The organism is Mesorhizobium sp. 128a (assembly GCF_053848025.1).
Genome location: NZ_JBSPKY010000016.1, coordinates 23,535 through 47,216 on the forward strand (window position 1 = coordinate 23,535; position 23,682 = coordinate 47,216).

A 23,682-nucleotide genomic window follows, 5' to 3' on the forward strand; every position below is an offset into this window, starting at 1 on the left:
CGCTTCGGCTCCTGTCCTGACGAAGAGTTGGCTAAAGACGTAGGGAAACTATTCGGCAGCAGCAAGGCGGGCCGAACGCACCCCTTGCGACAGGCCGCTGACCAAAGTGGCGACGGCCTCGGCCGGGTCGGCGGTCTTTTCGCCCTTCGGCCCCAGCACATTGGCCACTGCATTGACGATCGCGGTGCCGACGACGACGCCGTCTGCGTTGGCGCCGATGATGCGCGCCTGCTCGGCGGTCTTGACGCCGAAACCGACGCAGACCGGCAAGTCGGTGTGACCCTTGATGCGCTTGACCGCCGCTGCAACCTTGCCGGTGTCGGCCAGAGCCGAGCCGGTGATGCCCGTCATCGACACGTAATAGACGAAGCCCGACGTGTTCTGCAGCACTTTGGGCAAGCGCTTGTCGTCGGTGGTCGGCGTCGCCAGGCGGATGAAGTTGATGCCCGCCTTCAGCGCCGGAATGCAAAGCTCCTCGTCCATCTCCGGCGGCAGGTCGACGACGATCAGCCCGTCAATACCGCTGGCGACCGCATCCTTCAGGAAACGGTCGACGCCGTAGATGTAGATCGGGTTGTAATAGCCCATCAGCACGATCGGCGTCTCGTTATCGCCAGCGCGGAAGTCCGCCGCCATCTGCAAGGTCTTGACCAACGTCTGGCCACCTTTCAGCGCCCGCAGGCCCGCTGCCTGGATCGCCGGGCCATCGGCCATCGGATCGGAAAACGGCATGCCCATTTCAATGACGTCGGCGCCAGCCTTGGGCAGCGCCTTCATGATCGACAAAGCGGTGGCATAGTCCGGGTCGCCACTCATGAAATAGGTGACGAGCGCCGGACGGCCCTCGGCTTTCAGCTTCGCCATGCGGCGGTCGATGCGGGTCACCATGATCAGATCTCCATGCCCAGCATCGAAGCCACCGTGTGCACATCCTTGTCGCCACGTCCCGACAGGTTGACGATGACGATCTGGTCCTTGTCCATATCAGGCACGATTTTCACCGCATGGGCGATCGCGTGCGCGGATTCCAGCGCCGGGATGATGCCTTCGACGCGCGTCGTCAGCTTGAAGGCTTCGAGCGCCTCGTCGTCGAGGATCGGCACATAGTCCACGCGGCCGGAATCGCGCAGCCAGGAGTGCTCGGGGCCGACGCCGGGATAGTCGAGGCCGGCCGAGATCGAATGGCCGTCCAGGATCTGGCCGTCGGCATTCTGCAGCAGATAGGTGCGGTTGCCGTGCAGGACGCCGGGCGCGCCGGCATTCATCGAGGCGCAGTGCTCGATGCCGTCAAGGCCGCGCCCGCCGGCTTCGATGCCGATGATGCGGACTTGCCTGTCGTCAAGGAAGGGATGGAACAGGCCGATGGCGTTGGAGCCGCCACCGACGGCGGCAATGATGCTGTCTGGCAGCCGGCCTTCCTGTTCGAGGATCTGGGCGCGTGCCTCAGTGCCGATCACCGACTGGAAGTCGCGCACGAGCTCCGGATAGGGATGCGGGCCGGCGGCGGTGCCGATCAGGTAATAAGTCTCCTCGACATTGGTCACCCAGTCGCGCAACGCCTCGTTCATGGCGTCCTTCAGCGTGCCGTGGCCGGCGGTGACCGGGCGCACTTCGGCGCCGAGCAGCTTCATGCGGAAGACATTGGGGCTCTGCCGAGCAACGTCGGTGGCGCCCATATAGACGACGCAGGGGAAGCCGAAGCGCGCCGCGACCGTGGCTGCCGCGACGCCGTGCTGGCCGGCGCCGGTCTCGGCGATAATGCGCTTCTTGCCCATGCGTTTGGCCAGCAGGATCTGGCCGAGGCAATTGTTGATCTTGTGCGAACCGGTGTGGTTCAGGTCCTCGCGCTTGAAATAGACCTTGGCGCCGCCCCCGAGGCCCTTCGCCGAGGAAACCTCACGAAGATGTTTCGTCAGCCCTTCGGCGAAATACAGTTTTGAGGGCCGCCCGGCATAGTGCGTCGACAGATCGGTCAGCTCGGCCTTGAAGTCCGGATCGTTCTTGACCTCGTTCCAGTGCCGTTCGAGGTCGAGGATCAGCGGCATCAGCGTCTCGGCGACGAAACGGCCGCCGAAGATGCCGAACATGCCCTGCTCGTCGGGTCCGGTGCGGAAGGAATTGGGTGTCGCCGGCTGGTCCATCGCCGATCTCCTAAGTCTTGGTTTCTGAGCATGTCCTTGTCGGAAAACCGGTCCCACTTTTCCGGAACATGCTCGGGTTCGAAAGAATTATTCAGGCGGCGCGGTCGTCGCGCGCGGCCCTGACGGCCCGGAAAAACTGCTCGATCAGCGCCGGGTCCTTGACCCCCGGAGCGCTTTCCACCCCCGACGAAATGTCTATTGCGAGCGGATTGGCTGACCTCAGGGCGTCGCCGATGTTGGCGGCGTTGAGCCCACCGGAAAGCATGTAATCGACGCCTGCGTCAAGGCCGGCCAGAATGCGCCAGTCGAAGGCGACGCCATTGCCGCCCGGCAGTTGCGAGCCTTTCGGCGGCTTGGCATCGAACATGAACCGATCGGCAATGCCGACAAAGGGCTTTAGCCGCTCGAGGTCGGCGGCCTCGCTGACGGAGAACACTTTTATCACCGGCAGGCCGTAACGGGCTTTCACCTCGGCCACCCGCTCCGGCGTTTCCGCGCCGTGCAGCTGCAGCATATCGGGATGCATTTTGGCGACGATCTCGTCCAGGAAGGCGTCATCGGCATCGACCGTCACGGCAACCGCCCTGGCCTTGCCGATTGCCGCCTGGCGCAGGCGGCCCGCTTCCGCCGGTTCAACATAGCGCGGGCTCTTGGCGAAGAAGATGAAGCCGACATGGCTGGCGCCGCCGGCCAATGCCGCAGCCATTGCCTCATCGGTCTTCAACCCGCAGATCTTGATGTCGAGCGCCATGGCGCGGGGATTGGCACGAAAAGCCGCAAGAGTCGAGAAAAAGCATGCTGTTTGCCGGCAGCGCCAAGAGCGCTACCTATGAAGGACAAGCCAAGGCGGGAGCAGACGACATGGCCGACCGGACCGTAGCCGAACTCAGGCAGAAGATCGCGCAGGCGCGCGAGGTCATCGCGCATCTGATGGACAAGGCCGCCTTCGACGGGGCGGAAGCGCATCGGGCGCTGGATTATTTCGGCAGCGACGCCTTCGAGAAGGATTTCCTGCCCTGGCCGCATCATGGAAATGAGGGACTGCGGCCGGAGGAACTGAATGCGGCGAATGATGATTGAGGAGGCCTCGGGCCGTCAACCGCGATTTCGTCATCCACGGGCGCAGCAAGGAGCGTAGCGTCACAGCGCAGATCATCACGAAGCGAAGGGGGAACGCTGCTCTCGCCCGACGTGTGCCCTAATCAAACACGATCGCCTGCAGCGCGCCGCCATTGCGCTTCAGCCAGTCCTTGCAGCGGTCAGTGTCGGGGCAGAGCTGCTCGCACAGTTTCCAGAATTTCGGACCGTGGTTCATCTCCTTGAGATGCGCCACCTCATGCGCGACGAGGTAGTTTATGACAGGCGTCGGCGCCATCATGATGCGCCAGGAGAAGGACAGGTTGCCGTCGGAGGTGCAGGAGCCCCAACGGCTCGACGTGTCCTTGAAGCGGATCGCCTTGGCGCGCTTGCCGAGCGCCTCGGTGTGTTTGATCACCAGCTTCTCGATCTCCTTCTTGGCCTCGCGCTTGAGGAAATCGGCTATGCGGCGCGGCAGATGAATGCGCTCGCCATTCACGATCAGCAGCGGGCCGCGCTCGTCGCGCGACACGGAAACAGTGCCGCGCTTCGACGGTTCATGGACGATGCGATGCGCCACGCCGCGGATCGGGATCTTGATGCCTGGGCGCACCTGCGGCCGTGTCGGCACCTTGGCCAACCGCTGCTCCAGCCAGTCCTGGTGGCGGTGCAGGAACTTTTCCACCTCGCCGCGGCGCAGGCCCGGCGGCACGGTGATGCGCAGGCCCTGGCCACCGGAATCGATGCGAAGTGTGAGCCGCCGTGCCCGGGCGCTCTCGACGATCCTGAGCGGCAGCGTGCGGCCGGCAACGACATGCTCTCGCTCTTCGACAGGCGAGGGCTTGGGCTTGGTCAGGTTGCGAAAGAAGCCGAAGGACATGGCTGAACGATACGCGATTCGAGGAAAACGACCAGTAGAGGGAACGCCAAAAGAGAACAAAAAAGAAACGGCGCCGCTTGCGCGACGCCGTCATCATACCTTGGCCTGTCGCGCGGCCTCAGTCGTCGAGCAGGTTCGAGCCCTTGCGCTTGGGGGTTGCCGGCTTGGTCGATTCAGTTGTCCCGGTTGTGGTCGGGGCAGTCGACTTGTGGCGGTTGGCCATGAAGCGGTCGAACTCGTCCTGGTCCTTGGCGCGGCGCAATTCGCGGGCATAGTCGTCGAACTCGCTCAGCATCTCGTCGAGCTTGCGGCGCTCTTCGGCGAGGCGCTCGAGTTCCTTCTCGCGCCAGTCGTCGAATGCGACGTTGCCGGTGCGAGCTGAACCATGGCCCCAGCGCGCGGCCTTGTCGGAACCGCGGCGACAGCCGGCGAAGATGCCATCGGTGGCGCGATTGACGTCGCGCTTGAAGCCGTCAAGCCGGTCGCCCCAGATGATGTAGGCAAGCATGGCGAAGCCGAGCGGCCAGAACACCATGAAGCCGATGACCATCAGCGCGATGGTCGCCGGCGTCCAGGCCGGGCGGATCAATGCGGATGTGTTCATTTTCTCCCAGTCCTTCAGTTGGAGGCAGCCGGGTCCGGCTGCGTGGATTCGAAATGGGATGGGAAAAACGACGATTCAAGACAATACCGGCCAAAACCGGACAAGGGTTTGAAATGATTATTTCTTTTTGAGCGCTTCGAGGAAAAGCACGACCAGCCCGGCGACCAGGCCCCAGAATGCAGCGCCGACACCGAACAGCGTCAACCCTGAAGCGGTGACCACGAAGGTGACCGTGGCGGCCATGCGCTGGTCCTCGTCCTTGAGCGCGATCGACAGCGCGTTGGCGAGCGACCCCATCAGCGCCAGACCGGCGACCAGCACGATAAGGCTCTGCGGCAGCACGGCGAAGATCGCCACCAGCGAGGCGCCGAAAATCGCGAAGACGAGATAGGCGAGCGCATAGAAGGGTCCGGTCTTCCAGCGCTCGGCGGGATCGGGATGGACGTCCGGCCCGGTGCAGATCGCCGCCGAAATCGCAGCCAGATTGGTGGTCGAGCCGCCAAACGGTGCTGACAGCAGCGAGAACAGGCCGGTGACGCCGATCAGCGGGCCGGGTTCGGGGTGTTAGCCGGCGGCGCGCAGCACAGCGAGGCCCGACAGGTTCTGCGAGGCCATGGTGACGAGATAGAGCGGCAGCGCCAGGCCGATAATGGCGGCGGCGCTGAAATGCGGCGCTATCAGCGTCAGCGTCGACAGTTCCGGCGCCGGCAGGCCGCCGACGCGGCCGGTGAGGAAGGCGGCAGTGCCGCCGCCGATCAGCACCGCCAGCACCGACAGCGCCGGGTTGAACAGGCGGATGACGAAGAAGGCCGCGATCAGCGGCAGGATCAACCAGGGGTCGACGGGAATGGTCTTGACGGCATTGAGCGCGAAGGTGACGACGATGCCGGCCAGCATGCCGGACGCGACCGACGCCGGTATCCTCGATATCAGTTGGGTCAGAGGCTTGAACAGGCCGGTGGCGATCAGCAGGATGCCGGTGACGATGAAGGCGCCGACCGCATCGGCCATGGTAAAGCCGCTTGACGCCGCCATCAGCGCCAGGCCGGGTGTCGACCAGGCGGTGATGACGGGCATTTTCGTGCGCCAGGACAGCCACAGGCACTCGATCGCCATCGCCAGGCACAGCGCCGTCACCCAGCTCGCGGTTTCGGCCTGGGTGGCGCCAACCGCCTTGGCGGCGGCAATGACGACGGCCAGCGTGCCGCCGAAGCCGACGATTGCCGCGACAAAGGCGGATATCGGGATGGAAATGCGCATTCTTGCCTAGCTTGCCCGCTCGACCATGTCGCCCACGGCCCTGAGCAGCATGTCGAGGTCCTGCGGCCGCGACAGGCGGTGATCGCCGTCAGGGATGAGCGACAAAGTGACGTCGTCGGCCGGCAGCAGGGAGACCAGCTTCAGCGCATGGCTTGCCGGCACGTCGGCGTCGGCCAGCCCCTGCAGGATATGGACGGGGCAATGGGTGTCGATCGGGCCGGTCATGACCCGGTTCGCCCTGCCGTCCTCGATCAGCGCGCTTGTGTAGATGTAAGGGTCGGCGGAATAGTCCGATGGCTCCTCAAAAAAGCCCTTCTTCTTGAGGTCGCGCTTCTGTGCCGCGGTCAGCGCCGGCTCGACCAGCTCGGTGGTGAAATCCGGCGCCGGCGCGAGCAGCACCAGGCCAACGACATTGCCGTCGCCGGCCTTGCGCAACTCCTGTACCATGCGCAGCGCAATCCAGGCTCCCATCGAGGAGCCGACCAGCACCTGCTTTCCCTTGGTGAAACGCCGGAAGACGGCGAGGCTCTCGCCGAGCCATTTCGAGATGGTGCCGTCGGCAAAGGCGCCGCCGGATTCGCCATGTCCGGAATAGTCATGACGCAGGAAAGCTCGGCCTTCGCGGGCTGCCCAATCAGACAGCGTTTCAGCCTTCGTTCCCAGCATGTCGGATTTGTAGCCGCCGAGCCAGACGATGCCGGGCGTCGCGCCCGAGGAATGGCGCACCGCGATGCTGATTCCCTGGACATCCAGAAGGATTGGGGTGGTCGCGGTCATGGCGGTCTGTCAGTCCTGATTTTGCTGACCGGTCTTTTGGCACAGGCAAAGGCGAGGCGGAAAGTGCCCGCTATATCCTTTGTTTGGTGCAGGCCTGCGTTCAGGGTGATTTTCCGTTAGCGCTGTGCTATTGACTCCGCCCGCGCGCTCACCACATTGGCGCGTCCTGAATATTTCTAGATTTGAAACCCTGAACGAAACGGCCAAGGAGACCACGACCATTCGCAGACCTTTCAAAGCAGCGGCGCCCACCAAGGATGGCCCGCGCTCCAACCGTGATATCCGGGTTCCCCGGGTCCAGCTCATCGACGCCGAAGGCCAGAACCGAGGCGATGTCTCCATCAACGACGCATTGCTGCTCGCCGAAGAGGCCGGGCTCGATCTGGTCGAGATATCGCCCAATGCGGTGCCGCCCGTCGTAAAAATCCTCGATCTCGGCAAGTTGAAATACGCCAACCAGAAGAAGGCGGCCGAGGCGCGCAAGAACCAGAAGGTCATCGAGATCAAGGAGATCAAGATGCGCCCGAACATCGACAGCCATGACTACGAGACCAAGATGAAGGCCGTGCGGCGCTTCTTCGAGGAAGGCGACAAGGTCAAGCTGACGCTGCGCTTCCGCGGCCGCGAAATGGCGCATATGGAACTCGGCATGCAGCTCCTGAACAAGGTGCGCGAGGAAGTGTCGACCATCGCCAAGGTCGAAGCAGAACCGAAGCTCGAAGGCCGCCAGATGATGATGGTGCTGGCGCCGCGCTAGGTGTCTTTAGGTAATGCGATTATCGGCTCAGGCGTGGTGACAGCGCTTAAATCCGCCTGAATCCAGTTCCAAGGCGTCCCGGTGATCGACGGGACGCCTGTTTTCTTGCCCGGCAGTTCCGCACCGCCAAGGACGTATTTCTTTGCCCCAAACGCCTCGAATGGATTCCGCTATGGCCAACCGTGAAGCCGAAAAGGGCCTTGGCGGCTATCAGCACATGCGTCGCATGGTGCTTGCCGTGCTGGTGGTGGTGCTGTTTGCCGCACTCCTGTTCGGTCAGTCGACCTTTCCACCGGACACGCCGGTGCACGAGACGATCGAGATGGTCGGCGTGCTGTTGATTTTCCTCGGTGTCGTTGGCCGTCTGTGGTCGACCCTTTACATCGGCGGCCGCAAATCCTCCGAAGTGGTGATCGGCGGACCCTATTCGATCACCCGCAACCCGCTCTATGTCTTTTCGACCATTGCCGCCGCCGGCGTCGGCGCCCAGATCGGCTCGTTCACCGGCATAATCCTCTTCGCGCTGTTGTGCGCCGGCGCCTTCCACATCGTCATCCTGCGCGAAGAGAAGTACCTCAAGGAACTGCTCGGCGCCCCTTACCAGGCCTATCTGGCGCGGGTGCCGCGTTTCTTTCCCAATCTGTCGCTCTACCAGGAAGGCGATACCGGCAGCTTCAAGCCGCGGCTTTTGCTGACCACCTTGCTCGATGGGCTGGTGTTCCTGGTGGCGTTGCCGGTGTTCGAGTCCATCGACGGCGCCCAGCAATCGGGCATTCTGCCCGTGTTGTTCCGGCTGCCCTGATCCCGGACAGAGCGTCGCAGCCCTTGGGGTGTTGCGCGCGCGCCTGCTTTGACGTATAGGACCGCGTTCCAAAAAACCGCCCGGCAGGGCATGCCGTGGCGGTTTCATTTGCTTTTCGGGCTTTTGGTCCGCCCGAAGCGAACAAGAAGCGCGATTGTGCGCCACCAATACGGAGTAGCAAAATGCCCAAGATGAAGACCAAATCGGCCGCCAAGAAGCGGTTCAAGATCACAGGTACGGGTAAAGTTCTGTCGGCTGCGGCCGGCAAGCGTCACGGCATGATCAAGCGTTCCAACAAGTTCATTCGAAATGCCCGCGGCACGATGGTTCTGGCTGAACCGGATGGCAAGAAGGTCATCAAGAATTTTCTGCCGAACGGCCTCTGAGCATTCGGTTTCAGGAACAGCGTTTAAGGAGATCATGACATGGCACGCGTAAAAAGAGGCGTCACCGCTCACGCCAAGCACAAGAAGGTCCTGAAAGCCGCGAAAGGCTTCTACGGCCGCCGCAAGAACACCATCCGCATCGCCAAGCAGGCGGTGGAAAAGTCGCTGCAGTACGCTTACCGCGACCGCAAGAACCGCAAGCGCTCGTTCCGCGCGCTGTGGATCCAGCGCATCAACGCCGCGACCCACGAGCATGGCCTGACCTATGGCCGCTTCATCGACGGCCTCAACAAGGCCGGCATCGAGATCGATCGCAAGATCCTGTCCGACATGGCCATCCATGAGCCGCAGGCGTTCGCCGCGCTGGTGGCCAAGGCCAAGGTCGCGCTCGAATATCTGAAGAACACGACGCCGAATGCTTTTGAAAGCGCTGTCGCCTAAGCCAGCGCTTCCCAAGCATTCGCAATACTGATTTGGGGAACCCGCGCTGGCACGGCTGGCGCGGGTTTTTCTTATGCCCGCTGTAACCAAAATGGTGACGCACCGAACCACGGTGGCCACCCGACCAAGAGAGTTTCGCCGTGAACGCCACCGCTGGAAATCTTGATGCCCTGGAAGGTTCGTTGCTCGCCGAAATCGCGGCGGCCTCGGATGAAACCGCGATCGAGGCCGTGCGTGTCTCGGCGCTGGGCAAGAAGGGCTCGGTCTCCGAAATGCTGAAGACGCTGGGCGCGATGAGCGCCGAGGAGCGCCAAGTCAAGGGCCCGGCGATCAACGGGCTGAAGAACCGCGTCACCGAGGCGCTGACCCAGCGCAAGGCAGAGCTGAAGGATGTGGCAGTCACTGCCCGGCTCGCGGCCGAGACGGTCGACGTCACGCTGCCGGTGCGGCAGTCGCCGGCCGAGCGCGGACGCATCCATCCGATCAGCCAGGTCATCGACGAGATCGCGGCGATCTTCGGCGATCTCGGCTTCGCCATCGCCGAAGGCCCCGATGTCGAGAGCGACTATTACAATTTCACCGCGCTGAATTTCCCCGAAGGGCATCCGGCGCGCGAAATGCACGACACCTTCTTCTTCCAGCCGGACCAAAAGGGTGAGCGCAAGCTGTTGCGCACGCACACCTCGCCCGTGCAGATCCGCACCATGGAGAAGCAGAAGCCGCCGATCCGCATCGTCATTCCGGGAAAGACCTACCGGCAGGATTCGGACGCCACCCACTCGCCGATGTTCCATCAGGTCGAGGGGCTGGTGATCGACAAGTCGGCCAATGTCGCCAACATGAAGTGGGTGCTGGAAGAGTTCTGCAAAGCGTTCTTCGAGGTGCCGCAGGTCAAGATGCGCTTCCGGCCGTCCTACTTCCCGTTCACCGAGCCGAGCCTCGAGGTCGACATCCAGTGCGACCGCTCGAAGCCGGGCGAAGTGCGCTTCGGCGAAGGCTCCGACTGGATGGAGATCCTCGGCTGCGGCATGGTGCATCCCAATGTGCTGCGCGCCGGCGGGCTCGATCCCGACGAATATCAGGGCTTTGCCTGGGGCATGGGCATCGACCGCATCGCCATGCTGAAATACGGCATGCCGGACCTGCGTGCCTTCTTCGACGCCGACGTGCGCTGGCTGTCGCACTACGGCTTCCGGCCGCTGGACATGCCGACGCTGTTCGGAGGGCTTTCTGCATGACTGCTCCCCATCCAGGGGGATGCCGCTGCGGTGCGGTGCGGTTCGAGGCTTCGGCCGAACCGCACCATGTCAGCTATTGCCATTGCGGCGACTGCCGGCGCGCCAGCGGCGCGCCGGTGTCGGCCTTTGTCGGCTTTCTGACCGAGCAGGTGGCTTTCACCGGCAAGGCGCTGAAAATGTACGAGAACGGGCCGGTCACGCGCTCGTTCTGCGGCATTTGCGGCTCGCCGATCGCCTATGTCGACGAGCGGCTGCAAGACCACATCTATTTCATGCTCGGGCCATGGACATGCCGGCCTATTTCCGGCCGACGCACCATGCCTATGTGCGCGAGCAGCTGCCTTTCCTGCATATGCCCGACGACCTGCCGCGCCATTTGAAGACAAGCGTACCCCGGCCTGATGGACAGAGACCGGACGGGTACAGACAAAACGGAACACTGTGATGAAGCTCACCCTCTCCTGGCTCAAGGATCATCTGGAAACCGACGCCCCGCTCAACGAGATTGTCGAGCGGCTGACCTCGATCGGCCTCGAAGTCGAGCATGTCGACGACAAGGCCAGCCTGAAGCCGTTCGTCATCGCCAAGGTGCTGACAGCCGTGCAGCATCCCGACGCCGACCGGCTGCGGGTGCTGACGGTCGACACCGGCAACGGCGCAGCGCCCATTCAGGTGGTGTGCGGCGCGCCGAATGCCCGCGCCGGCCTGATCGGCGCCTTCGCCGCACCCGGCACCTATGTGCCCGGCATCGACGTGACGCTGACGGTCGGCAAGATCCGGGGCGTCGAAAGCCATGGCATGATGTGCTCGGAGCGGGAGCTGGAGCTGTCGGACGAGCACAACGGCATCATCGACCTGCCCGCCGACGCGCCGGTCGGTACCAGCTTCGCCGCCTACGCTCACCTCGACGATCCGGTGATCGAGATCAATCTGACGCCGAACCGTCCCGACGCGACCAGCATTTACGGCATTGCCCGCGACCTGGCGGCGAGCGGGCTTGGCCGCCTCGTCGGCGGCGCCATCATGCCGCATGCCGGCAGCGGCATGTGCCCGGTGAAGGTGACGATCGAGGCGCCGGAGCTCTGCCCCGGCTTCGCGCTTCGGCTGGTCAAGGGCGTGAAGAACGGCCCGTCGCCGAAATGGCTGCAGCAGCGGCTCATCGCCATTGGCTTGAGGCCGATCAGCGCGCTGGTCGACATCACCAATTACGTCACCTTCGATCGTGGCCGGCCGCTGCATGTGTTCGACGCCGCCAAGGTCGCCGGCAACCTCGTCGTGCGCCGCGCGCGCAATGGCGAAAAGGTCATGGCGCTCGACGGGCGCGAATACACGTTGACGCCGGACATGTGCGTCATTGCCGACGACAATGGCGTCGAATCGATCGCCGGTATCATGGGCGGTGAGCATTCCGGCTGCGACGAGAACACCACCGACGTGTTGATCGAATCCGCCCTTTGGGACCCGATCACCACGGCGCGTACCGGACGCTCGCTCGGGATCATCACAGATGCGCGCTATCGGTTCGAGCGCGGCGTCGACCCTGAATTCATGGTTCCGGGCGTCGAGCTGGCGACCAGGCTGGTGCTTGATTTCTGCGGCGGTACGCCGACGGAGATCGAAGTGGCCGGCTATGCCGGCCACACACCCAAGATCGTCTCCTTCCCGCTGTCGGAAGTGAAGCGGCTGACCGGCATCGAGGTACCGAAAGCCGAAAGCCTCGACATACTATCGCGCCTCGGCTTCAGGCCGCAGGGCTCGGGCGATATCGTTGATGTGGCGGTGCCGTCCTGGCGCCCGGATGTCGACGGCAAGGCTGACCTGGTCGAAGAGGTGATGCGTATCCACGGCGTCGACAACATCGCACCGCAGCCGCTGGGCGCGCATGATGCGGTGAATTCCAGGATCCTGACCACACTGCAGGTGCGCACCCGGACGGCGAAGCGCTCGCTTGCCGTGCGGGGCATGATGGAGGCCGTCACCTGGTCGTTCATTCCGGCCAGGCACGCCGAACTGTTCGGCGGCGGCCAGACGGCGCTGAAGCTCGCCAACCCGATCGCTGCCGACATGTCGGATATGCGGCCGTCGCTGCTGCCGGGGCTGATTACGGCGGCACAGCGCAATGCCGACAAGGGCATTGGCGATGTCGCGCTGTTCGAGGTGTCCGGCACCTATGAGGGCGATCAGCCGGACCAGCAGCGGCGTGTTGCCGCCGGCGTGCGGCGCGGCACGGCTAAGCTCGAGGGCTCCGGCCGCAACTGGGCCGGCAATTCCGGCGCGGTTGGTGTGTTCGACGCCAAGGCCGATGCGATCGCGGCCCTTGAAGCCTGCGGCGCGCCGGTCGACCGGCTGCAGATCGAGCCCGGCGGCCCGGCCTGGTATCATCCCGGCCGCTCCGGCACGATCAAGCTCGGCCCGAAGACGGTGCTCGGCACATTCGGCGAATTCCACCCGAAGACGCTGGAGGCGCTCGACGCTTCCGGCCCGATCTGCGGCTTCGAGGTCTATATCGACGCCGTGCCCGAGCCGAAGGCCAAGCCGACGAAAACCAAGCCGAAGCTGGAGCTGTCCGCTTTCCAGGCGGTGAAGCGCGATTTCGCTTTCGTCGTCGACAAGTCGGTCGAGGCCGGCACGCTGGTGCGCGCGGCCCTTGCCGCCGACAAGAAGCTGGTGTCAGGCGTTTCGGTGTTCGACGTCTTCGAGGGCGCTTCGCTGGGCGCCGCCAAGAAGTCGATCGCCATCGAAGTCTCGATCCAGCCGGTCGAAAAGACGCTGACCGACGAGGATTTCGAAGCGCTGGCCAAGCGCATCGTCGACAATGTCGGCAAGCAGACGGGCGGCGTGCTGAGGACGTGAGGGGATTGCGGTCAGATGGCGAATCGCTCTCCAAAGGGCGATGGACTATCTGCGCTATTCCGGCCTGGCGTTCGAAGCTCAGCGAGCGGCGTTCTTTGCGATTGTGTCGGCGGATCCGCTCGTCCGCGAGGCGCTGGAACGCGTAGGCGCGCTCGATCTGCCGGACTGGCTGGTGGTTTCAGGAGCGCTCTATAATTCCGTCTGGAACCATCTTACCGGCAAGCCGTCGGGTTACGGCATAAAGGACGTCGATCTCTTCTACTTCGATGACAGCGACCTGTCCTACGAGGCCGAGGATGTGGTGATTCGCCGGGCGGCGAAACATTTCGAGGGGATGACGCTACCGGTCGAGGTGCGCAACCAGGCGCGGGTGCATCTGTGGTATCCGCAAAAGTTCGGGCGGCCGTGCCCCGCTATACGAGTTCAGCCGAGTCCGTCAGCCATTTTGCCTCGAAGACGCATGCGGTGGGCGTGCGGTTCGATGCTGACGGACAGCAGGAGCTGGTGGCGCCGTTCGGGCTGGACGATCTTTTCTCGTTCCGCATCACGCCGAATAGGGTGACGGATAACCAGCGCACGCATGAGGCGAAGGGGGCGAGGGCGAAGGAGTGCTGGCCGGAGATTACGGTGGTGCCGTGGTGAGGAAATGGAGATGTCGGCGCGAGGCACCCCCCTCTGCCCTGCCGGGCATCTCCCCCGCAAGGGGGGAGATCAGATGTCGCCGCGGGTTTCGCCAATCACCAACGTTGCAGGAGGAGCGAGGCGCCGGAACTGCTGATCTCCCCCCTTGCGGGGGAGATGGCCGGCAGGCCAGAGGGGGGTGCCTCGCGCCAAGCCTCTCAATAGAAAGGGCGACGAAGCGCCCTTTCCATCTCTACCCATTCACCAGTGCCAGCAATTCCTCCGGATAGCGCTTGCCGACCACCTTGTCCGGCGACAGCGCATCGCCAATCGCCGCCACTTCGGCCGCGCTCAGCTCGATCCCGGCCGCCGCCGTGTTCTGCTCGAGATGGTGGATTTTTCTTGCGCCGGGGATCGGCACGATGAAATCGCCCTGGTGCAGCACCCAGGCCAGCGCCAGCTGCGCCGAGGTCACGCCCTTTTGCGCCGCCAGTTTCTCCAGCGTCGCAATGACCTTGGCATTGGCCGCCATGGCATCGGCCTGGAAGCGCGGCAAGGTGCGGCGCCAGTCGTCGTCGCTCAAGGTTTCGGGCTTGGCGATGGTGCCGGTGAGCAGGCCTCGGCCGAGCGGGCTGTAAGGGACGAAGCCGATGCCGAGTTCGCGGCAGACGTCGAACACCTCGTCTTCCGGATCACGGCTCCACAGCGAATATTCGCTCTGGACGGCCGCGATCGGATGCACGGCGTGCGCCCGGCGGATGGTGGCGGCACTGACCTCCGACAGGCCCAGCGCCCGCACCTTGCCCTCGCGCACCAGCTCGGCCATGGCGCCAACCGTATCCTCGATCGGCACATTGGGATCGACACGGTGCTGGTAGTAGAGGTCGATGACATCGGTATCGAGCCGCTTCAGCGAGGCTTCCGCCACCGCCTTGACGTGTTCCGGGCGACTGTCGACGCCGACCATGCGCTCGATGCCTGAGCCTTCCTCGGAAATCTTGAAGCCGAATTTGGTGGCGATCGTGACCTTGTCGCGCACCGGCTTCAGCGCCTTGCCGAGCAGGATTTCGTTCTCATAGGGACCGTAGACCTCGGCCGTGTCGAAGAAGGTGACGCCAATGTCGACGGCGCGACGCAAGGTGATAATCGCTTCTGCCTCTGCCTGACCGCCATAGGCGAAGCTCATGCCCATGCAGCCGAGGCCGACGGGGAAGACTTCGAGTTCAGTTCCTAGCTTGCGGGTTTGCATCACGTGTCTCCTTGTTGTGATGCGGTTGAGGTAATGCCTTGAACCATGTTCGATAATCATCTCTTATTCGTACAGGCTGTTCCAAGAGATAGATCAATGAATCGCGCTCACCTTTCGCAACTGGCGGTGCTGGCCACCGTCGCCCAATGCGGCAGCTTTCGCGGCGCCGCCAGGGAGCTGGCCATTGCGCCCTCGGCCGTCAGCCATGCGGTGTCCAGCCTGGAGGCGCGGCTTGGCGTGCGGCTGCTGGCGCGCAGCACACGCAGCGTTGCGCCGACCGAGGCAGGGGCGCAGTTGCTGGAGCGGCTGCGGCCGGCACTGTCGGAGATCGACCTGGCGCTGGAAACAGCGATCGAGGCGCGCGACCGGCCGGCCGGCAATCTGCGGCTGACCGTGCCGCGCACCGCGGCCCACCTTACGCTGACGCCCAGACTCGGCGCCTTTGCATCGGCCTATCCCGACATCGTGCTGGAAATCGTCATCGAGGACCGCTTCACCGATGTCGTCGAAGGCGGTTTCGATGCCGGCGTGCGCCTCGGCGAAAGCCTGCAGCGCGATATGATCGCGGTGCGCATAGGACCAGACCTTCGCGGCGCCGTCGTCGGCGCGCCGTCCTATTTCGCGACCATGCCCAGACCGCAGCATCCGCGCGATCTTGCCGATCACCGCTGCATCCGCTTCCGTTTTTCCAGCGGCATCCTCTACCGCTGGGAATTCGAAAAGGACGGCGAAGAGATCGAATTCGCCGCTCAAGGGCCACTGATCCTCGACGAGGACCATCTGATCGCCCAGGCAGCGGTCGACGGCGCTGGCCTCGCCTTCGTGTTCGACGATTATGTGCGCGCACCGCTCGCCGACGGCCGGCTGATCCGCGTGCTGGACGACTGGTGCCCGCGCTTCGACGGCTTCTTCGTCTACTATCCCAGCCGCCGCCAGATGCGCCCGGCGCTGCGGGCTTTTGTGGATTTCTTCAAGGTGGGGTGAGAAGTGGTTCGCGTAGCGGACGCCTGAGCCTGTGAAGGGCCGGGCTGATAACTGCGGCGAACCGGCTGCTCCACCCCAGGAGGTGGAAGAAAGCGGACCCGCCGTTCGTTTATTTGCCATGCCGGCATCGATCACAAACAGCACGACCCGCTACGGTTGGGTGGCGATCATCCTTCACTGGCTGATCGGCATCATCTTCATTGGCCAGTTCGCACTTGGCTTCATCATGGTGCGGTTGACCAGCCAGCGCACCGCCTTCGAGCTCATCCAGCTGCACAAATCCTTCGGTTTCCTGCTGCTCGGTCTCATCATCCTGCGCATCGCCTGGCGGCTCGGCAATGCGGCGCCGGCTCTGCCGGCATCGACCGGAGCGCTGGAGCGTCGCACCGCGCCGCTGGCGCATCTTGCGCTCTATGCCTTCCAGCTCGCGCTGCCGCTGTCCGGCTGGGCGCTGGTTTCGGTGTCGATGCTGGAGATACCCAGCATGCCGTTCAACCTGTTCGTGATGCCGAACCTGCCGCTCGGCCTGTCCGACGCGGCGGAAGGCTTCTGGGCAGCAACGCACTGGTATCTCGCCTATGCCGGCATTGCGCTGGTCGCGCTGCATGCGCTGGCGGCGCTGCGCCATCATTTCTGGCTGCGCGACAGCGTGCTCACGCGCATGATCACGCCTTCGTCAGATGGCGATGTGGAATAGGGCGCGCCACGTATTCGTTCATGGAGGAAAGGCGCAGGACTTTGCCTGCCCCAGAAGGACAAAAACCATGTATGCGCGCATCTTCGGATTGGCGGCTGTCGCCGCTTGCCTTGCCATGCCAGTCTTGGCCGCAGTGGACCTCAACGACGCCGCCGGCAGCTACACGGTGAACCCGGCCAGCTCCAGCATCCGCTTTTCCATCGGCAAGGTCGGCGGCGGCGGGCTGGACGGCGCCTTTGGCCGGTTCAAGGGCTCGATCCGCATCGACAACCGCGATGTCGGACGTTCCCAGGTCAATTTCACCATCTATCCCGAAAGCGTCGGCACCGGGCAGGGCCGCATTGACGCCTTCCTTCGATCCGACGCGGTGTTCGATGCCGCCAACAATCCGGAAATCCAGTTCCGCTCGACCAGCGTGACGCGCACCAGCGACACCACGGCGCTGGTCAGCGGCCGGCTGACGGCGCGCGGCAAGACGTTTGCGGAAAAGTTCACCGCCGAGCTCGGCGGGCTGAAGGGCGGCACGATCAAATTCCATGTCACCGGCAAGGTGCTGCGCTCCCGCTACGGCATGGATGTCGGCACGCCGATCTATTCCAACATCGTCGATTTCGACATGACGCTGACGGGGAAGAAGGGCTGAGCGGCTTTTCCTCGCCCCGCAAAGCGGGGGAGAGCAACTGGCGCCATCATCAATTGGCTTTTCCCCTAAATTCGGGCAAACCTCCTCGCCTGTAAGATCGATAGGAGAAGCCAGATGTTCCGATGGGGTGTTTTGTCGACGGCCAAGATCGGCCGCGAGCAATTGTTGCCGGCAATCGTCGAGGCCGAGAATGGCGTTCTGTCGGCCATCGCCAGCCGCGACCTGTCGAAGGCCAAGGCTTTAGGCGAGCGTTTCGGTGCCCGCCATGCCTTCGGCTCCTATGAGGAACTGCTCGCTTCGAAAGAGGTCGACGGCGTCTACATCCCGCTGCCGACCTCGCAGCATGTCGAATGGACGGCGAAAGCCATCGAAGCGGGCAAGCATGTGCTGGTGGAAAAGCCGCTGGCGCTCGATGCCAAGGACATCGCGCCGCTGATCAAGCTGCGCGACCAGAAGAAGGTGCTGGTCTGCGAAGCCTTCATGGTCATCTACCATCCGCAATGGATCAAGGTGCGCGACCTCATCGCCGACGGCGCCATCGGCCGGCTGCGCCATGTCCAGGGCGCGTTCTCCTATTACAATGTCGACCCGACAAACATGCGCAACCAGCTTGATCTCGGCGGCGGCGCGCTGCCCGATATCGGCGTCTACCCGACCGTCTCGACACGGTTTTCGACCGGTAAGGAGCCAAGCCGAGTGCAGGCGACCATCGAGCGCGACAAAAAATTCGGCACCGACATCTACTCCTCGATCCGCGCCGATTTCGGCGATTTCGAACTGTCCTTCTACCTGTCGACGCAGATGGCGGCGCGGCAGGTGATGGTGTTCCACGGCGAGAAGGGTTTCATCGAGGTGTTTTCGCCGTTCAATGCCGGGCTCTACGACCACCACCGCATCGAACTGCACAACCAGAACCACACCGAGGCACAGGTGTTCCGCTTTCCCGGCACGCAGCAATACCGGCGCGAGGTCGAGACCTTTGCCAGGGCGGCCGAGGGCGGCAAAGAACGCGTCTTCACGCTGGAGGAATCCGTGCTCAACCAGAAGGTCATCGACGCCATCTTCCGCGCCGGCGGAAAGGACGGCTGGGAAACCGTCTGACCACTTTATCAAAGCCCGGGGGAGCAAAAGGATGGCTGACAATGCGGATGTGATCATTGTCGGCGCCGGCCTCGCCGGGCTGGTTGCCGCGGCCGAGCTGGCCGAGGCCGGCAAGAAAATCATCATCGTCGACCAGGAACCGGAGCAGTCGCTTGGCGGCCAGGCGTTCTGGTCCTTCGGCGTAATTTTCCTCGGCGACTCGCCTGAACAGCGGCGCATGCGCATTCGCGATTCCTATGATCTGGCGCTCGAGGACTGGCTGGGCACCGCCGCCTTCGATCGCCCGGAAGATCTTTGGCCGCGCCGCTGGGCCGAGGCGTATGTCGGCTTTGCCGCCGGCGAGAAACGCTCGTGGCTGATGCAGCGCGGCCTAAAGTTCTTTCCGGTGGTTGGCTGGGCCGAGCGCGGCGGCGGCAATGGTGCGGTGGTCTGAACGACCGAACGGTGTTGCCGCAAGCTCGCGAAGTCGCGACCACCTCATCTGCGGCATCATTCCAGCGATTGATTATTCCTCGAAGTCGATACCCGAAAAAGTGTCACGATGCCCGGAGACTCACAACGAGCCGCTGACGGCAAGTTTGGATGCTTTCCTAAGCAAGACCGTCCCATACGGCGGGTACCCACGCGCTTTAACAGATGCTAATGTTCTTCATTGCTCGGGAACGTCGCAATGTCCAAGATTTGCTTGTTGTGCGCGTGCCTTCTTTTTCTGGCAGGCTTGTCGATACCCGCATCATCTGAGGTCGAAATCGGTCAACGCAGCCACAGATATGCACTTGTTATCGGCAACTCTGCCTACCGCTATGCGCCATCGCTCACCAACGGGGTGAATGATGCGAATGCGATCGCTCGAGTGTTGGAGGAGATGGGATTTGAGGTCACCCTTGGCCTGGATGCTGACGCGTCTACGTTTAGGAACCTTATTGGGAAATTCAGGCGAAACTTGCAGCCGGGGGACGTCTCCCTTTTTTACTACGCAGGACACGGGCTCCAAGCGAACGGAGAAAACTACCTCTTGCCAGTTGATGCCGCCCTTCAACGACCTGCGGACTTGGCTCTAGAGGCTGAGCGCTTGCAGGATATTATCGCAGCCATGACGGCAGAGGAAAATACAGCCATCGTCCTTCTCGATGCCTGTCGGGACAATCCTTTCGTTAAGCAATTAAGTGGGCAGAGTCAGAGTCGCGGCCTTGCAATAGGAAAGGGGCTGGGAGCCTTGGATGCTGGCAGGGGAGTCTTTATCGGCTTTGCAACACAGCCCGGCAATGTCGCTCTCGATGGAGCCGCCAATCATAGCCCTTTTGCAGACTCTCTCGTGAAGCGCTTGAAGACCCCTTCAATCGACATTGAAATTCTTATGCGTCGCGTCCGGTTGGACGTTATGAACGCGACTTCTGGGAGGCAGGTTCCCTGGAGCAACTCGTCCTTGGTGGAGCCGGGGTTCTCATTCAACCCAGATGCCGCATCGAACCCCTCTCCATCAGAACTCCATCAGCCGGACATCAATACGGAGACAGAACTCGAATTTTGGAAATCGATCAAGGATACATCCGATGTCTCGATGTATCGTGCTTATCTGGCGGCATTTCCGAATGGTACATTCATCCAAATTGCAAAGAGCCGAATTGCCAAGCTCGAGGCGCCCGCGCCGCCACGCAAAAAAATCCTGCCAAAGAAAGTCAGTCGTAAGCCGCAAGCCTCGCCGCCTATCAACGAGCCTTCTGCCAATCGTTCAGCGGAAACGACCGCGCCTGCCAAACCGGAAGCCGTTGGACGATGCAGGGATGGCAACAAGGAGAGATGTCGCCAAAACTGCCGAGAAGGCAGGATGCGTGCCTGTCGTAAGCTGCAGCAGCTTGGGGGTTAACAACGCGGATGACTCCCTTGCGTAGCGACTTCGGGCGCGTCGCGGCGGGCGTGGTTGACTCGAGATCCGACGACACGATGTGAGGGCATGCCGCCGCCAGATTATCGGCTGGCAACCACCATGCGGTTGCCCTCGCTGTCGCGGAACTCGGCGACCGTGCGGCCCCTTTGCCAGGGCGCCTCCTGTGGCTCGGTGACGATCTCGACGCCGCGCGACTTCAAAGTCGCGATGGTCGCTTCGACGTTCCAGTCGACCAGAACCAGCACCGGCTCCGCGCTTGGGGCATCGTCGACCCGCCTGACGAAATGCAGGTTGGTGACGGCGCCCGGAAATGTCAGCTCGATCCAGCGCCAGCCGCTATCGCCCATCGCTTGGTCGGAAGCGACCTGGCAGGCAAGGTGTTCGGTGTAGAACGCCTTGGCGCGGTCCTGGTCAAACACCGGCAACTCGGCAAACTGAATGTGCATGAGGGTCTCTCCTGCTCCTGCTGGCTGCCGCGCAGCCGTCCACGGGGGAAAGACGATCCGGGCGATCGAAAAGATTCGCGGCGGCGAAGAATCTTTTCGAGGTCGCGAAACGTCTTCTCCATGCAGACTTGAAAAACAGGAGACGACACATGGGCTACAATCTCATCCGCTACGGCGTGAAGGATGAAAGCATCGCCGAGAACCGTATGCTGGTTGCAAAGGTGTTCGAGGCGCTCGACGAGACCAAGCCGCAATCCGTGCGCTACCTCGTGCTGGAACTGGAGAATGGCGAGTTCGTCCATCTTGTCAGCCAGGACGGCGACGGCCTGACCGGGCTCGCCGCCTTCAAGGCTTTCAGCGCCGATCATGCCGGGCGGCGCTCGACGCCGCTTGCCAGATCGCCGGCAAAGATCGCCGGCAATTACCGTATGCTGGCCGGCGAGGTCGTGCCGGCCTGATTGCAAAGACCGGCGTTTGGGGAATGGACAGGATGAACACGGCAAAACTCGACCGCGTGGCCCTGGAGGCGATGCTTGGCTCCTTGCGGCCGAAGTTGCACCGCTACTGCGCCCGCATGGCCGGCTCGGTGATCGATGGCGAGGACATCGTCCAGGAGACACTGATCAAGGCGCTGCAGGCCATTGACGGCGACGCCTCTGTCGAGCGGCCCGAGCAATGGCTGTTCCGCATCGCCCACAATGCCGCGCAGGATCATCTGCGCCGACGCCAGCGGGAGCAGGCGCGCATGAGCGAGACCGACATGACGACGATCGAAGACCCCGCCGCAAGCGCCGATGCCAGGCTCGCCGCGGCCGCCAGCCTGCGCAGCTTCATGCAGCTGGCGACGGCGCAACGCAGCGCCGTGATCCTGGTCGACGTGCTTGGCCTCAGCCTGCACGAGACCTGCGAAGTGTCAGGCGCTACGCTGGCGGCAACCAAGGCGGCGCTGCATCGCGGGCGGGCGCAGCTGCGGCTGTTGGCGGCGCAGGACGAACAGACGCCCGCCCCAAAACTCGACGCCGACGACGAGCAACGCCTGCGCCGCTATGTCGACCTGTTCAACGCGCGCGACTTCGATGCCGTGCGCGCGCTGATCGCCGAGGATATCCAGCTCGAAGTCGTCAACCGCACCCGCATGCGCGGCAAGGCGCAGGTTTCCAACTATTTCGGCAATTACGACCGCGTCAGCGACTGGGCGCTGTCGCTCGGCTTCGTCGACGGCAGGCCGGCCATCCTGATCCGCAACCCGCTGGCGGGGGACGATGCCGTGCGTGGCTTCATGCTGGTCGACTGGCAGGACGGAAAGGTCAGCCAGATCAGAGATTTCCTCTATGCGCCCTATTGCCTTGCCGATGCGGAGATCCGCGTCATCAGCGAATGAGCGCGGACGGCCAGTCGCTTCAGGCAAAGCTCTGGAGGTTGGCGTCCTGCAGTTTGGAGCCGGCGAGCAACGCTTCGAGCACCTGTTTCTTGAGCAGCAGGCATTGCGAACGGGCAAGCTTTGCAATGGCCGAGACCTCGGCCACCTCGCAGGCAAGGACGAGCTCCTTCTGCTGGCCGATGATCACGTCCGTGAAGTCGCGCGATTTGAAGCCGAGATGGAGGACGCGCTCCGACTGGTCGAGGATCTGGTCGAGCAGGCGGGCCAGGCGTAGATTGCCCGACAGCTCGGCCAGTGCCAGGCGAAAGGCGCGATCGGCGGCGAGGAAGGCGACGTGGCTGCGCAGCGTCTCAGGCTTCAGCACCTTTTGCGCCGCCAGCCTGATGTCCTCGAGCCCGCGCTCGGTGAGGTTGGCGGCCGCCACCCGGAACACTTCCGGCTCGATCAGGCTGCGGACGTCAAAGATCTCGTTGACGTCACGCAGGCTTAGCGGCGTCACGACATAGCCGCGGCGCGGTTCGCTCTTGATCAGCCCTTCCTGCGTCAACCGGGCGAGTGCGGAGCGGATCGTCGCCTTCCGGATCTGGTAGCGATCACCGATCTGCTTTTCGGTGAGGCTTTCACCGGGGCGCAGCACGCAGGCGACGATGTCGCTCTTCAGCTGCTCGTAGGCCTCCTCGCTGCGCAATATGTCGGCGGTCGATGGGGGGGCGGATTTCGGGGCGATCATGTCAGGTCTTCCTGGGGCCATGCGGTTGACGCTGGTTCCGGCATTCGCTAGCCTGAGCATCTCAGTTATTGGTATTAAGCTTCTTAAGGGGGATAACTGACATGCCTCTTGCCGCCAAATCGCCTCTCTACGCCGTAACCGCCGATATCGTCAACGCAGCCAAAGGTCCCGATGCCTTCGAACGGGTCAAGGCGGTTCTGCGCGAACACACGGATCGCTTCCATGCTTCCGGGGTGCTCGCCCATGAGGAAGACGACGACGAAGTGCTCCTGCATGCTGGCCCGGATCTGACGATCTACCACATAACCCTGTCGCCCGGCCTGCAGTATCCCGCACACAACCATCGGATGGACGCGCTGATCGGTATCTACAAGGGCAGCGAGACCAACTTTATCTATCCCGTCGACGGCTCAGAGATCGATACACCGGAACGGCAGGACATTGCCGCACCCGCCGTCGTGCACATGACCCCGGACATTGTGCATGCTGTCGCCAACACGGGCGCCGCACGCTCCGGCGCGCTGCATGTCTATCTCGGCAATCTGACGGAGATTGACCGCCATATGTGGAGCCCGGACAGCACCCGGGCCGAGCCGTTCGACAATGAGCGCTATCTGGCTGGGGCGAGGCCGATTTGGCAGTCCGGTTCCTGATCGGGAAAGGGCGAAAGCAGGCTGTCGATCTCCACGTGCTCTCGCGCACTGTCCCGGCTCGTTGCCGGATAAG

General features: G+C 63.2%; 24 protein-coding genes and 4 pseudogenes. 18 read left to right on the forward strand and 10 right to left on the reverse strand.

Translation table 11 applies throughout. From position 1 onward, the window contains the following. Positions 1 to 48: 48 nt before the first annotated feature. The 3 genes from trpA to ACWTU9_RS23970 form a co-directional block, all read right to left on the reverse strand. The gene (gene trpA, locus ACWTU9_RS23960; protein ID WP_455860452.1) at positions 49 to 888 is read right to left on the reverse strand and encodes a tryptophan synthase subunit alpha; all 840 of its coding nucleotides are present in this window, start codon (positions 886 to 888) and stop codon (positions 49 to 51) included. 2 nt (positions 889 to 890) lie between these two features. Then, on the reverse strand, positions 891 to 2,141 hold the full coding sequence (trpB, locus tag ACWTU9_RS23965; RefSeq protein WP_455860453.1) for a tryptophan synthase subunit beta: 1,251 nt from the start codon (positions 2,139 to 2,141) through the stop codon (positions 891 to 893). Between the two features lie 91 nt (positions 2,142 to 2,232). Then, positions 2,233 to 2,892, reverse strand: coding sequence for a phosphoribosylanthranilate isomerase (locus ACWTU9_RS23970; RefSeq protein ID WP_455860454.1), 660 nt, complete (start codon positions 2,890 to 2,892; stop codon positions 2,233 to 2,235). 44 nt (positions 2,893 to 2,936) lie between these two features. Between ACWTU9_RS23970 and ACWTU9_RS23975 the strand changes: the two genes are divergently transcribed. Continuing rightward, complete coding sequence (locus ACWTU9_RS23975; protein WP_455860455.1) at positions 2,937 to 3,221, forward strand: hypothetical protein; 285 nt, start codon at positions 2,937 to 2,939, stop codon at positions 3,219 to 3,221. Positions 3,222 to 3,339: 118 nt separating this feature from the next. Here the strand turns inward: ACWTU9_RS23975 and ACWTU9_RS23980 are convergent, their stop codons facing one another. The 4 genes and pseudogenes from ACWTU9_RS23980 to ACWTU9_RS23995 all read right to left on the reverse strand — a co-directional run bounded on the left by ACWTU9_RS23980 (position 3,340) and on the right by ACWTU9_RS23995 (position 6,739). Then, positions 3,340 to 4,098 carry a M48 family metallopeptidase gene (locus ACWTU9_RS23980; protein WP_455860456.1) on the reverse strand — a complete coding sequence of 253 codons (759 nt, stop codon included), beginning with the start codon at positions 4,096 to 4,098 and terminating at the stop codon, positions 3,340 to 3,342. Positions 4,099 to 4,216: 118 nt separating this feature from the next. Next, a complete protein-coding gene (locus tag ACWTU9_RS23985; protein ID WP_455860457.1) occupies positions 4,217 to 4,702 on the reverse strand; it encodes a DUF2852 domain-containing protein in 486 nt (161 codons plus the stop codon). Positions 4,703 to 4,819: 117 nt separating this feature from the next. Beyond that, positions 4,820 to 5,962: pseudogene (locus ACWTU9_RS23990) on the reverse strand (benzoate/H(+) symporter BenE family transporter). A 6-nt stretch (positions 5,963 to 5,968) separates the two neighbouring features. Next, positions 5,969 to 6,739 carry an alpha/beta hydrolase gene (locus tag ACWTU9_RS23995; RefSeq protein WP_455860458.1) on the reverse strand — a complete coding sequence of 257 codons (771 nt, stop codon included), beginning with the start codon at positions 6,737 to 6,739 and terminating at the stop codon, positions 5,969 to 5,971. A gap of 220 nt (positions 6,740 to 6,959) precedes the next feature. Between ACWTU9_RS23995 and infC the strand changes: the two genes are divergently transcribed. The 8 genes and pseudogenes from infC (at position 6,960) to ACWTU9_RS24035 (ending at position 13,858) form a co-directional block, all read left to right on the forward strand. Then, positions 6,960 to 7,496 carry a translation initiation factor IF-3 gene (infC, locus tag ACWTU9_RS24000; protein ID WP_112559872.1) on the forward strand — a complete coding sequence of 179 codons (537 nt, stop codon included), beginning with the start codon at positions 6,960 to 6,962 and terminating at the stop codon, positions 7,494 to 7,496. Positions 7,497 to 7,668: 172 nt separating this feature from the next. Further along, on the forward strand, positions 7,669 to 8,298 hold the full coding sequence (locus ACWTU9_RS24005; protein WP_455860459.1) for a methyltransferase family protein: 630 nt from the start codon (positions 7,669 to 7,671) through the stop codon (positions 8,296 to 8,298). Positions 8,299 to 8,480: 182 nt separating this feature from the next. Further along, complete coding sequence (gene rpmI, locus ACWTU9_RS24010; RefSeq protein ID WP_006201248.1) at positions 8,481 to 8,684, forward strand: 50S ribosomal protein L35; 204 nt, start codon at positions 8,481 to 8,483, stop codon at positions 8,682 to 8,684. Between the two features lie 39 nt (positions 8,685 to 8,723). After that, positions 8,724 to 9,125 (forward strand): 50S ribosomal protein L20, encoded by a 402-nt coding sequence (gene rplT, locus ACWTU9_RS24015; RefSeq protein WP_027053776.1) that lies wholly within the window; start codon positions 8,724 to 8,726, stop codon positions 9,123 to 9,125. 140 nt (positions 9,126 to 9,265) lie between these two features. Continuing rightward, on the forward strand, positions 9,266 to 10,363 hold the full coding sequence (pheS, locus tag ACWTU9_RS24020) for a phenylalanine--tRNA ligase subunit alpha (protein WP_455860460.1): 1,098 nt from the start codon (positions 9,266 to 9,268) through the stop codon (positions 10,361 to 10,363). Next, a pseudogene (locus ACWTU9_RS24025) lies at positions 10,360 to 10,808 on the forward strand (GFA family protein). Before pheS ends, ACWTU9_RS24025 begins: the two are co-directional and overlap by 4 nt. After that, positions 10,808 to 13,216 (forward strand): phenylalanine--tRNA ligase subunit beta, encoded by a 2,409-nt coding sequence (pheT, locus tag ACWTU9_RS24030; protein WP_455860461.1) that lies wholly within the window; start codon positions 10,808 to 10,810, stop codon positions 13,214 to 13,216. The pseudogene ACWTU9_RS24025 and the gene pheT overlap by 1 nt, the downstream one beginning before the upstream one ends. Before the next feature lie 40 nt (positions 13,217 to 13,256). Beyond that, positions 13,257 to 13,858 (forward strand): annotated as a pseudogene (locus ACWTU9_RS24035) (nucleotidyltransferase family protein). A gap of 232 nt (positions 13,859 to 14,090) precedes the next feature. Here the strand turns inward: ACWTU9_RS24035 and ACWTU9_RS24040 are convergent. Next, complete coding sequence (locus tag ACWTU9_RS24040) at positions 14,091 to 15,086, reverse strand: aldo/keto reductase (RefSeq protein ID WP_455860462.1); 996 nt, start codon at positions 15,084 to 15,086, stop codon at positions 14,091 to 14,093. 96 nt (positions 15,087 to 15,182) lie between these two features. Between ACWTU9_RS24040 and ACWTU9_RS24045 the strand changes: the two genes are divergently transcribed. From ACWTU9_RS24045 to ACWTU9_RS24070, 6 genes and pseudogenes are all read left to right on the forward strand, one after another. Beyond that, positions 15,183 to 16,070, forward strand: coding sequence for a LysR substrate-binding domain-containing protein (locus tag ACWTU9_RS24045; protein WP_455860463.1), 888 nt, complete (start codon positions 15,183 to 15,185; stop codon positions 16,068 to 16,070). A 118-nt stretch (positions 16,071 to 16,188) separates the two neighbouring features. Then, positions 16,189 to 16,767 carry a cytochrome b gene (locus ACWTU9_RS24050; protein ID WP_455860464.1) on the forward strand — a complete coding sequence of 193 codons (579 nt, stop codon included), beginning with the start codon at positions 16,189 to 16,191 and terminating at the stop codon, positions 16,765 to 16,767. Between the two features lie 67 nt (positions 16,768 to 16,834). After that, positions 16,835 to 17,410 (forward strand): YceI family protein, encoded by a 576-nt coding sequence (locus tag ACWTU9_RS24055; protein WP_455860465.1) that lies wholly within the window; start codon positions 16,835 to 16,837, stop codon positions 17,408 to 17,410. 114 nt (positions 17,411 to 17,524) lie between these two features. After that, positions 17,525 to 18,511 carry a Gfo/Idh/MocA family protein gene (locus ACWTU9_RS24060; protein ID WP_455860466.1) on the forward strand — a complete coding sequence of 329 codons (987 nt, stop codon included), beginning with the start codon at positions 17,525 to 17,527 and terminating at the stop codon, positions 18,509 to 18,511. Between the two features lie 31 nt (positions 18,512 to 18,542). After that, positions 18,543 to 18,929, forward strand: a pseudogene (locus tag ACWTU9_RS24065) (FAD-dependent oxidoreductase); the annotation flags it as partial. 252 nt (positions 18,930 to 19,181) lie between these two features. Continuing rightward, complete coding sequence (locus tag ACWTU9_RS24070; protein ID WP_455860467.1) at positions 19,182 to 20,378, forward strand: caspase family protein; 1,197 nt, start codon at positions 19,182 to 19,184, stop codon at positions 20,376 to 20,378. Between the two features lie 101 nt (positions 20,379 to 20,479). Here ACWTU9_RS24070 and ACWTU9_RS24075 read toward each other — a convergent pair whose 3' ends face one another. Beyond that, entirely contained in the window at positions 20,480 to 20,845 is a 366-nt protein-coding gene (locus ACWTU9_RS24075) for a VOC family protein (protein ID WP_455860468.1), read from the reverse strand. Positions 20,846 to 20,994: 149 nt separating this feature from the next. On the opposite strand from ACWTU9_RS24075, the gene ACWTU9_RS24080 reads away from it, so the two are divergent. Together ACWTU9_RS24080 and ACWTU9_RS24085 are read left to right on the forward strand one after the other, a co-directional pair. Next, positions 20,995 to 21,303, forward strand: a complete 309-nt coding sequence (locus tag ACWTU9_RS24080; protein WP_455860469.1) for a hypothetical protein — start codon at positions 20,995 to 20,997, stop codon at positions 21,301 to 21,303. Positions 21,304 to 21,335: 32 nt separating this feature from the next. Continuing rightward, positions 21,336 to 22,226, forward strand: a complete 891-nt coding sequence (locus ACWTU9_RS24085; RefSeq protein WP_455860470.1) for a sigma-70 family RNA polymerase sigma factor — start codon at positions 21,336 to 21,338, stop codon at positions 22,224 to 22,226. A 19-nt stretch (positions 22,227 to 22,245) separates the two neighbouring features. On the opposite strand, the gene ACWTU9_RS24090 is transcribed toward ACWTU9_RS24085, so the two are convergent. Beyond that, positions 22,246 to 22,956, reverse strand: a complete 711-nt coding sequence (locus tag ACWTU9_RS24090; protein WP_455860471.1) for a GntR family transcriptional regulator — start codon at positions 22,954 to 22,956, stop codon at positions 22,246 to 22,248. 101 nt (positions 22,957 to 23,057) lie between these two features. Here ACWTU9_RS24090 and ACWTU9_RS24095 point away from each other — a divergent pair, with 101 nt between their 5' ends. Next, positions 23,058 to 23,609 (forward strand): autotransporter, encoded by a 552-nt coding sequence (locus ACWTU9_RS24095; RefSeq protein ID WP_455860472.1) that lies wholly within the window; start codon positions 23,058 to 23,060, stop codon positions 23,607 to 23,609. Positions 23,610 to 23,682: the final 73 nt, after the last annotated feature.

What these genes read in the sequence shown, in the direction of transcription:
- ACWTU9_RS24085 (WP_455860470.1), top strand. Translation starts at nt 21,336, where the DNA reads ATGAACACGGCAAAACTCGACCGCGTGGCCCTGGAGGCGATGCTTGGC.
- ACWTU9_RS23980 (WP_455860456.1), bottom strand. Translation starts at nt 4,098, where the DNA reads ATGTCCTTCGGCTTCTTTCGCAACCTGACCAAGCCCAAGCCCTCGCCT.
- ACWTU9_RS24070 (WP_455860467.1), top strand. Translation starts at nt 19,182, where the DNA reads ATGTCCAAGATTTGCTTGTTGTGCGCGTGCCTTCTTTTTCTGGCAGGC.
- ACWTU9_RS24075 (WP_455860468.1), bottom strand. Translation starts at nt 20,845, where the DNA reads ATGCACATTCAGTTTGCCGAGTTGCCGGTGTTTGACCAGGACCGCGCC.
- ACWTU9_RS24095 (WP_455860472.1), top strand. Translation starts at nt 23,058, where the DNA reads ATGCCTCTTGCCGCCAAATCGCCTCTCTACGCCGTAACCGCCGATATC.
- ACWTU9_RS24005 (WP_455860459.1), top strand. Translation starts at nt 7,669, where the DNA reads ATGGCCAACCGTGAAGCCGAAAAGGGCCTTGGCGGCTATCAGCACATG.
- ACWTU9_RS23970 (WP_455860454.1), bottom strand. Translation starts at nt 2,892, where the DNA reads ATGGCGCTCGACATCAAGATCTGCGGGTTGAAGACCGATGAGGCAATG.
- rpmI (WP_006201248.1), top strand. Translation starts at nt 8,481, where the DNA reads ATGCCCAAGATGAAGACCAAATCGGCCGCCAAGAAGCGGTTCAAGATC.
- ACWTU9_RS23985 (WP_455860457.1), bottom strand. Translation starts at nt 4,702, where the DNA reads ATGAACACATCCGCATTGATCCGCCCGGCCTGGACGCCGGCGACCATC.
- ACWTU9_RS24055 (WP_455860465.1), top strand. Translation starts at nt 16,835, where the DNA reads ATGTATGCGCGCATCTTCGGATTGGCGGCTGTCGCCGCTTGCCTTGCC.
- ACWTU9_RS24090 (WP_455860471.1), bottom strand. Translation starts at nt 22,956, where the DNA reads ATGATCGCCCCGAAATCCGCCCCCCCATCGACCGCCGACATATTGCGC.
- trpA (WP_455860452.1), bottom strand. Translation starts at nt 888, where the DNA reads ATGGTGACCCGCATCGACCGCCGCATGGCGAAGCTGAAAGCCGAGGGC.
- trpB (WP_455860453.1), bottom strand. Translation starts at nt 2,141, where the DNA reads ATGGACCAGCCGGCGACACCCAATTCCTTCCGCACCGGACCCGACGAG.
- ACWTU9_RS24050 (WP_455860464.1), top strand. Translation starts at nt 16,189, where the DNA reads ATGCCGGCATCGATCACAAACAGCACGACCCGCTACGGTTGGGTGGCG.
- ACWTU9_RS24040 (WP_455860462.1), bottom strand. Translation starts at nt 15,086, where the DNA reads ATGCAAACCCGCAAGCTAGGAACTGAACTCGAAGTCTTCCCCGTCGGC.
- pheT (WP_455860461.1), top strand. Translation starts at nt 10,808, where the DNA reads ATGAAGCTCACCCTCTCCTGGCTCAAGGATCATCTGGAAACCGACGCC.
- ACWTU9_RS24080 (WP_455860469.1), top strand. Translation starts at nt 20,995, where the DNA reads ATGGGCTACAATCTCATCCGCTACGGCGTGAAGGATGAAAGCATCGCC.
- rplT (WP_027053776.1), top strand. Translation starts at nt 8,724, where the DNA reads ATGGCACGCGTAAAAAGAGGCGTCACCGCTCACGCCAAGCACAAGAAG.
- ACWTU9_RS23975 (WP_455860455.1), top strand. Translation starts at nt 2,937, where the DNA reads ATGCTGTTTGCCGGCAGCGCCAAGAGCGCTACCTATGAAGGACAAGCC.
- ACWTU9_RS24045 (WP_455860463.1), top strand. Translation starts at nt 15,183, where the DNA reads ATGAATCGCGCTCACCTTTCGCAACTGGCGGTGCTGGCCACCGTCGCC.
- ACWTU9_RS23995 (WP_455860458.1), bottom strand. Translation starts at nt 6,739, where the DNA reads ATGACCGCGACCACCCCAATCCTTCTGGATGTCCAGGGAATCAGCATC.
- ACWTU9_RS24060 (WP_455860466.1), top strand. Translation starts at nt 17,525, where the DNA reads ATGTTCCGATGGGGTGTTTTGTCGACGGCCAAGATCGGCCGCGAGCAA.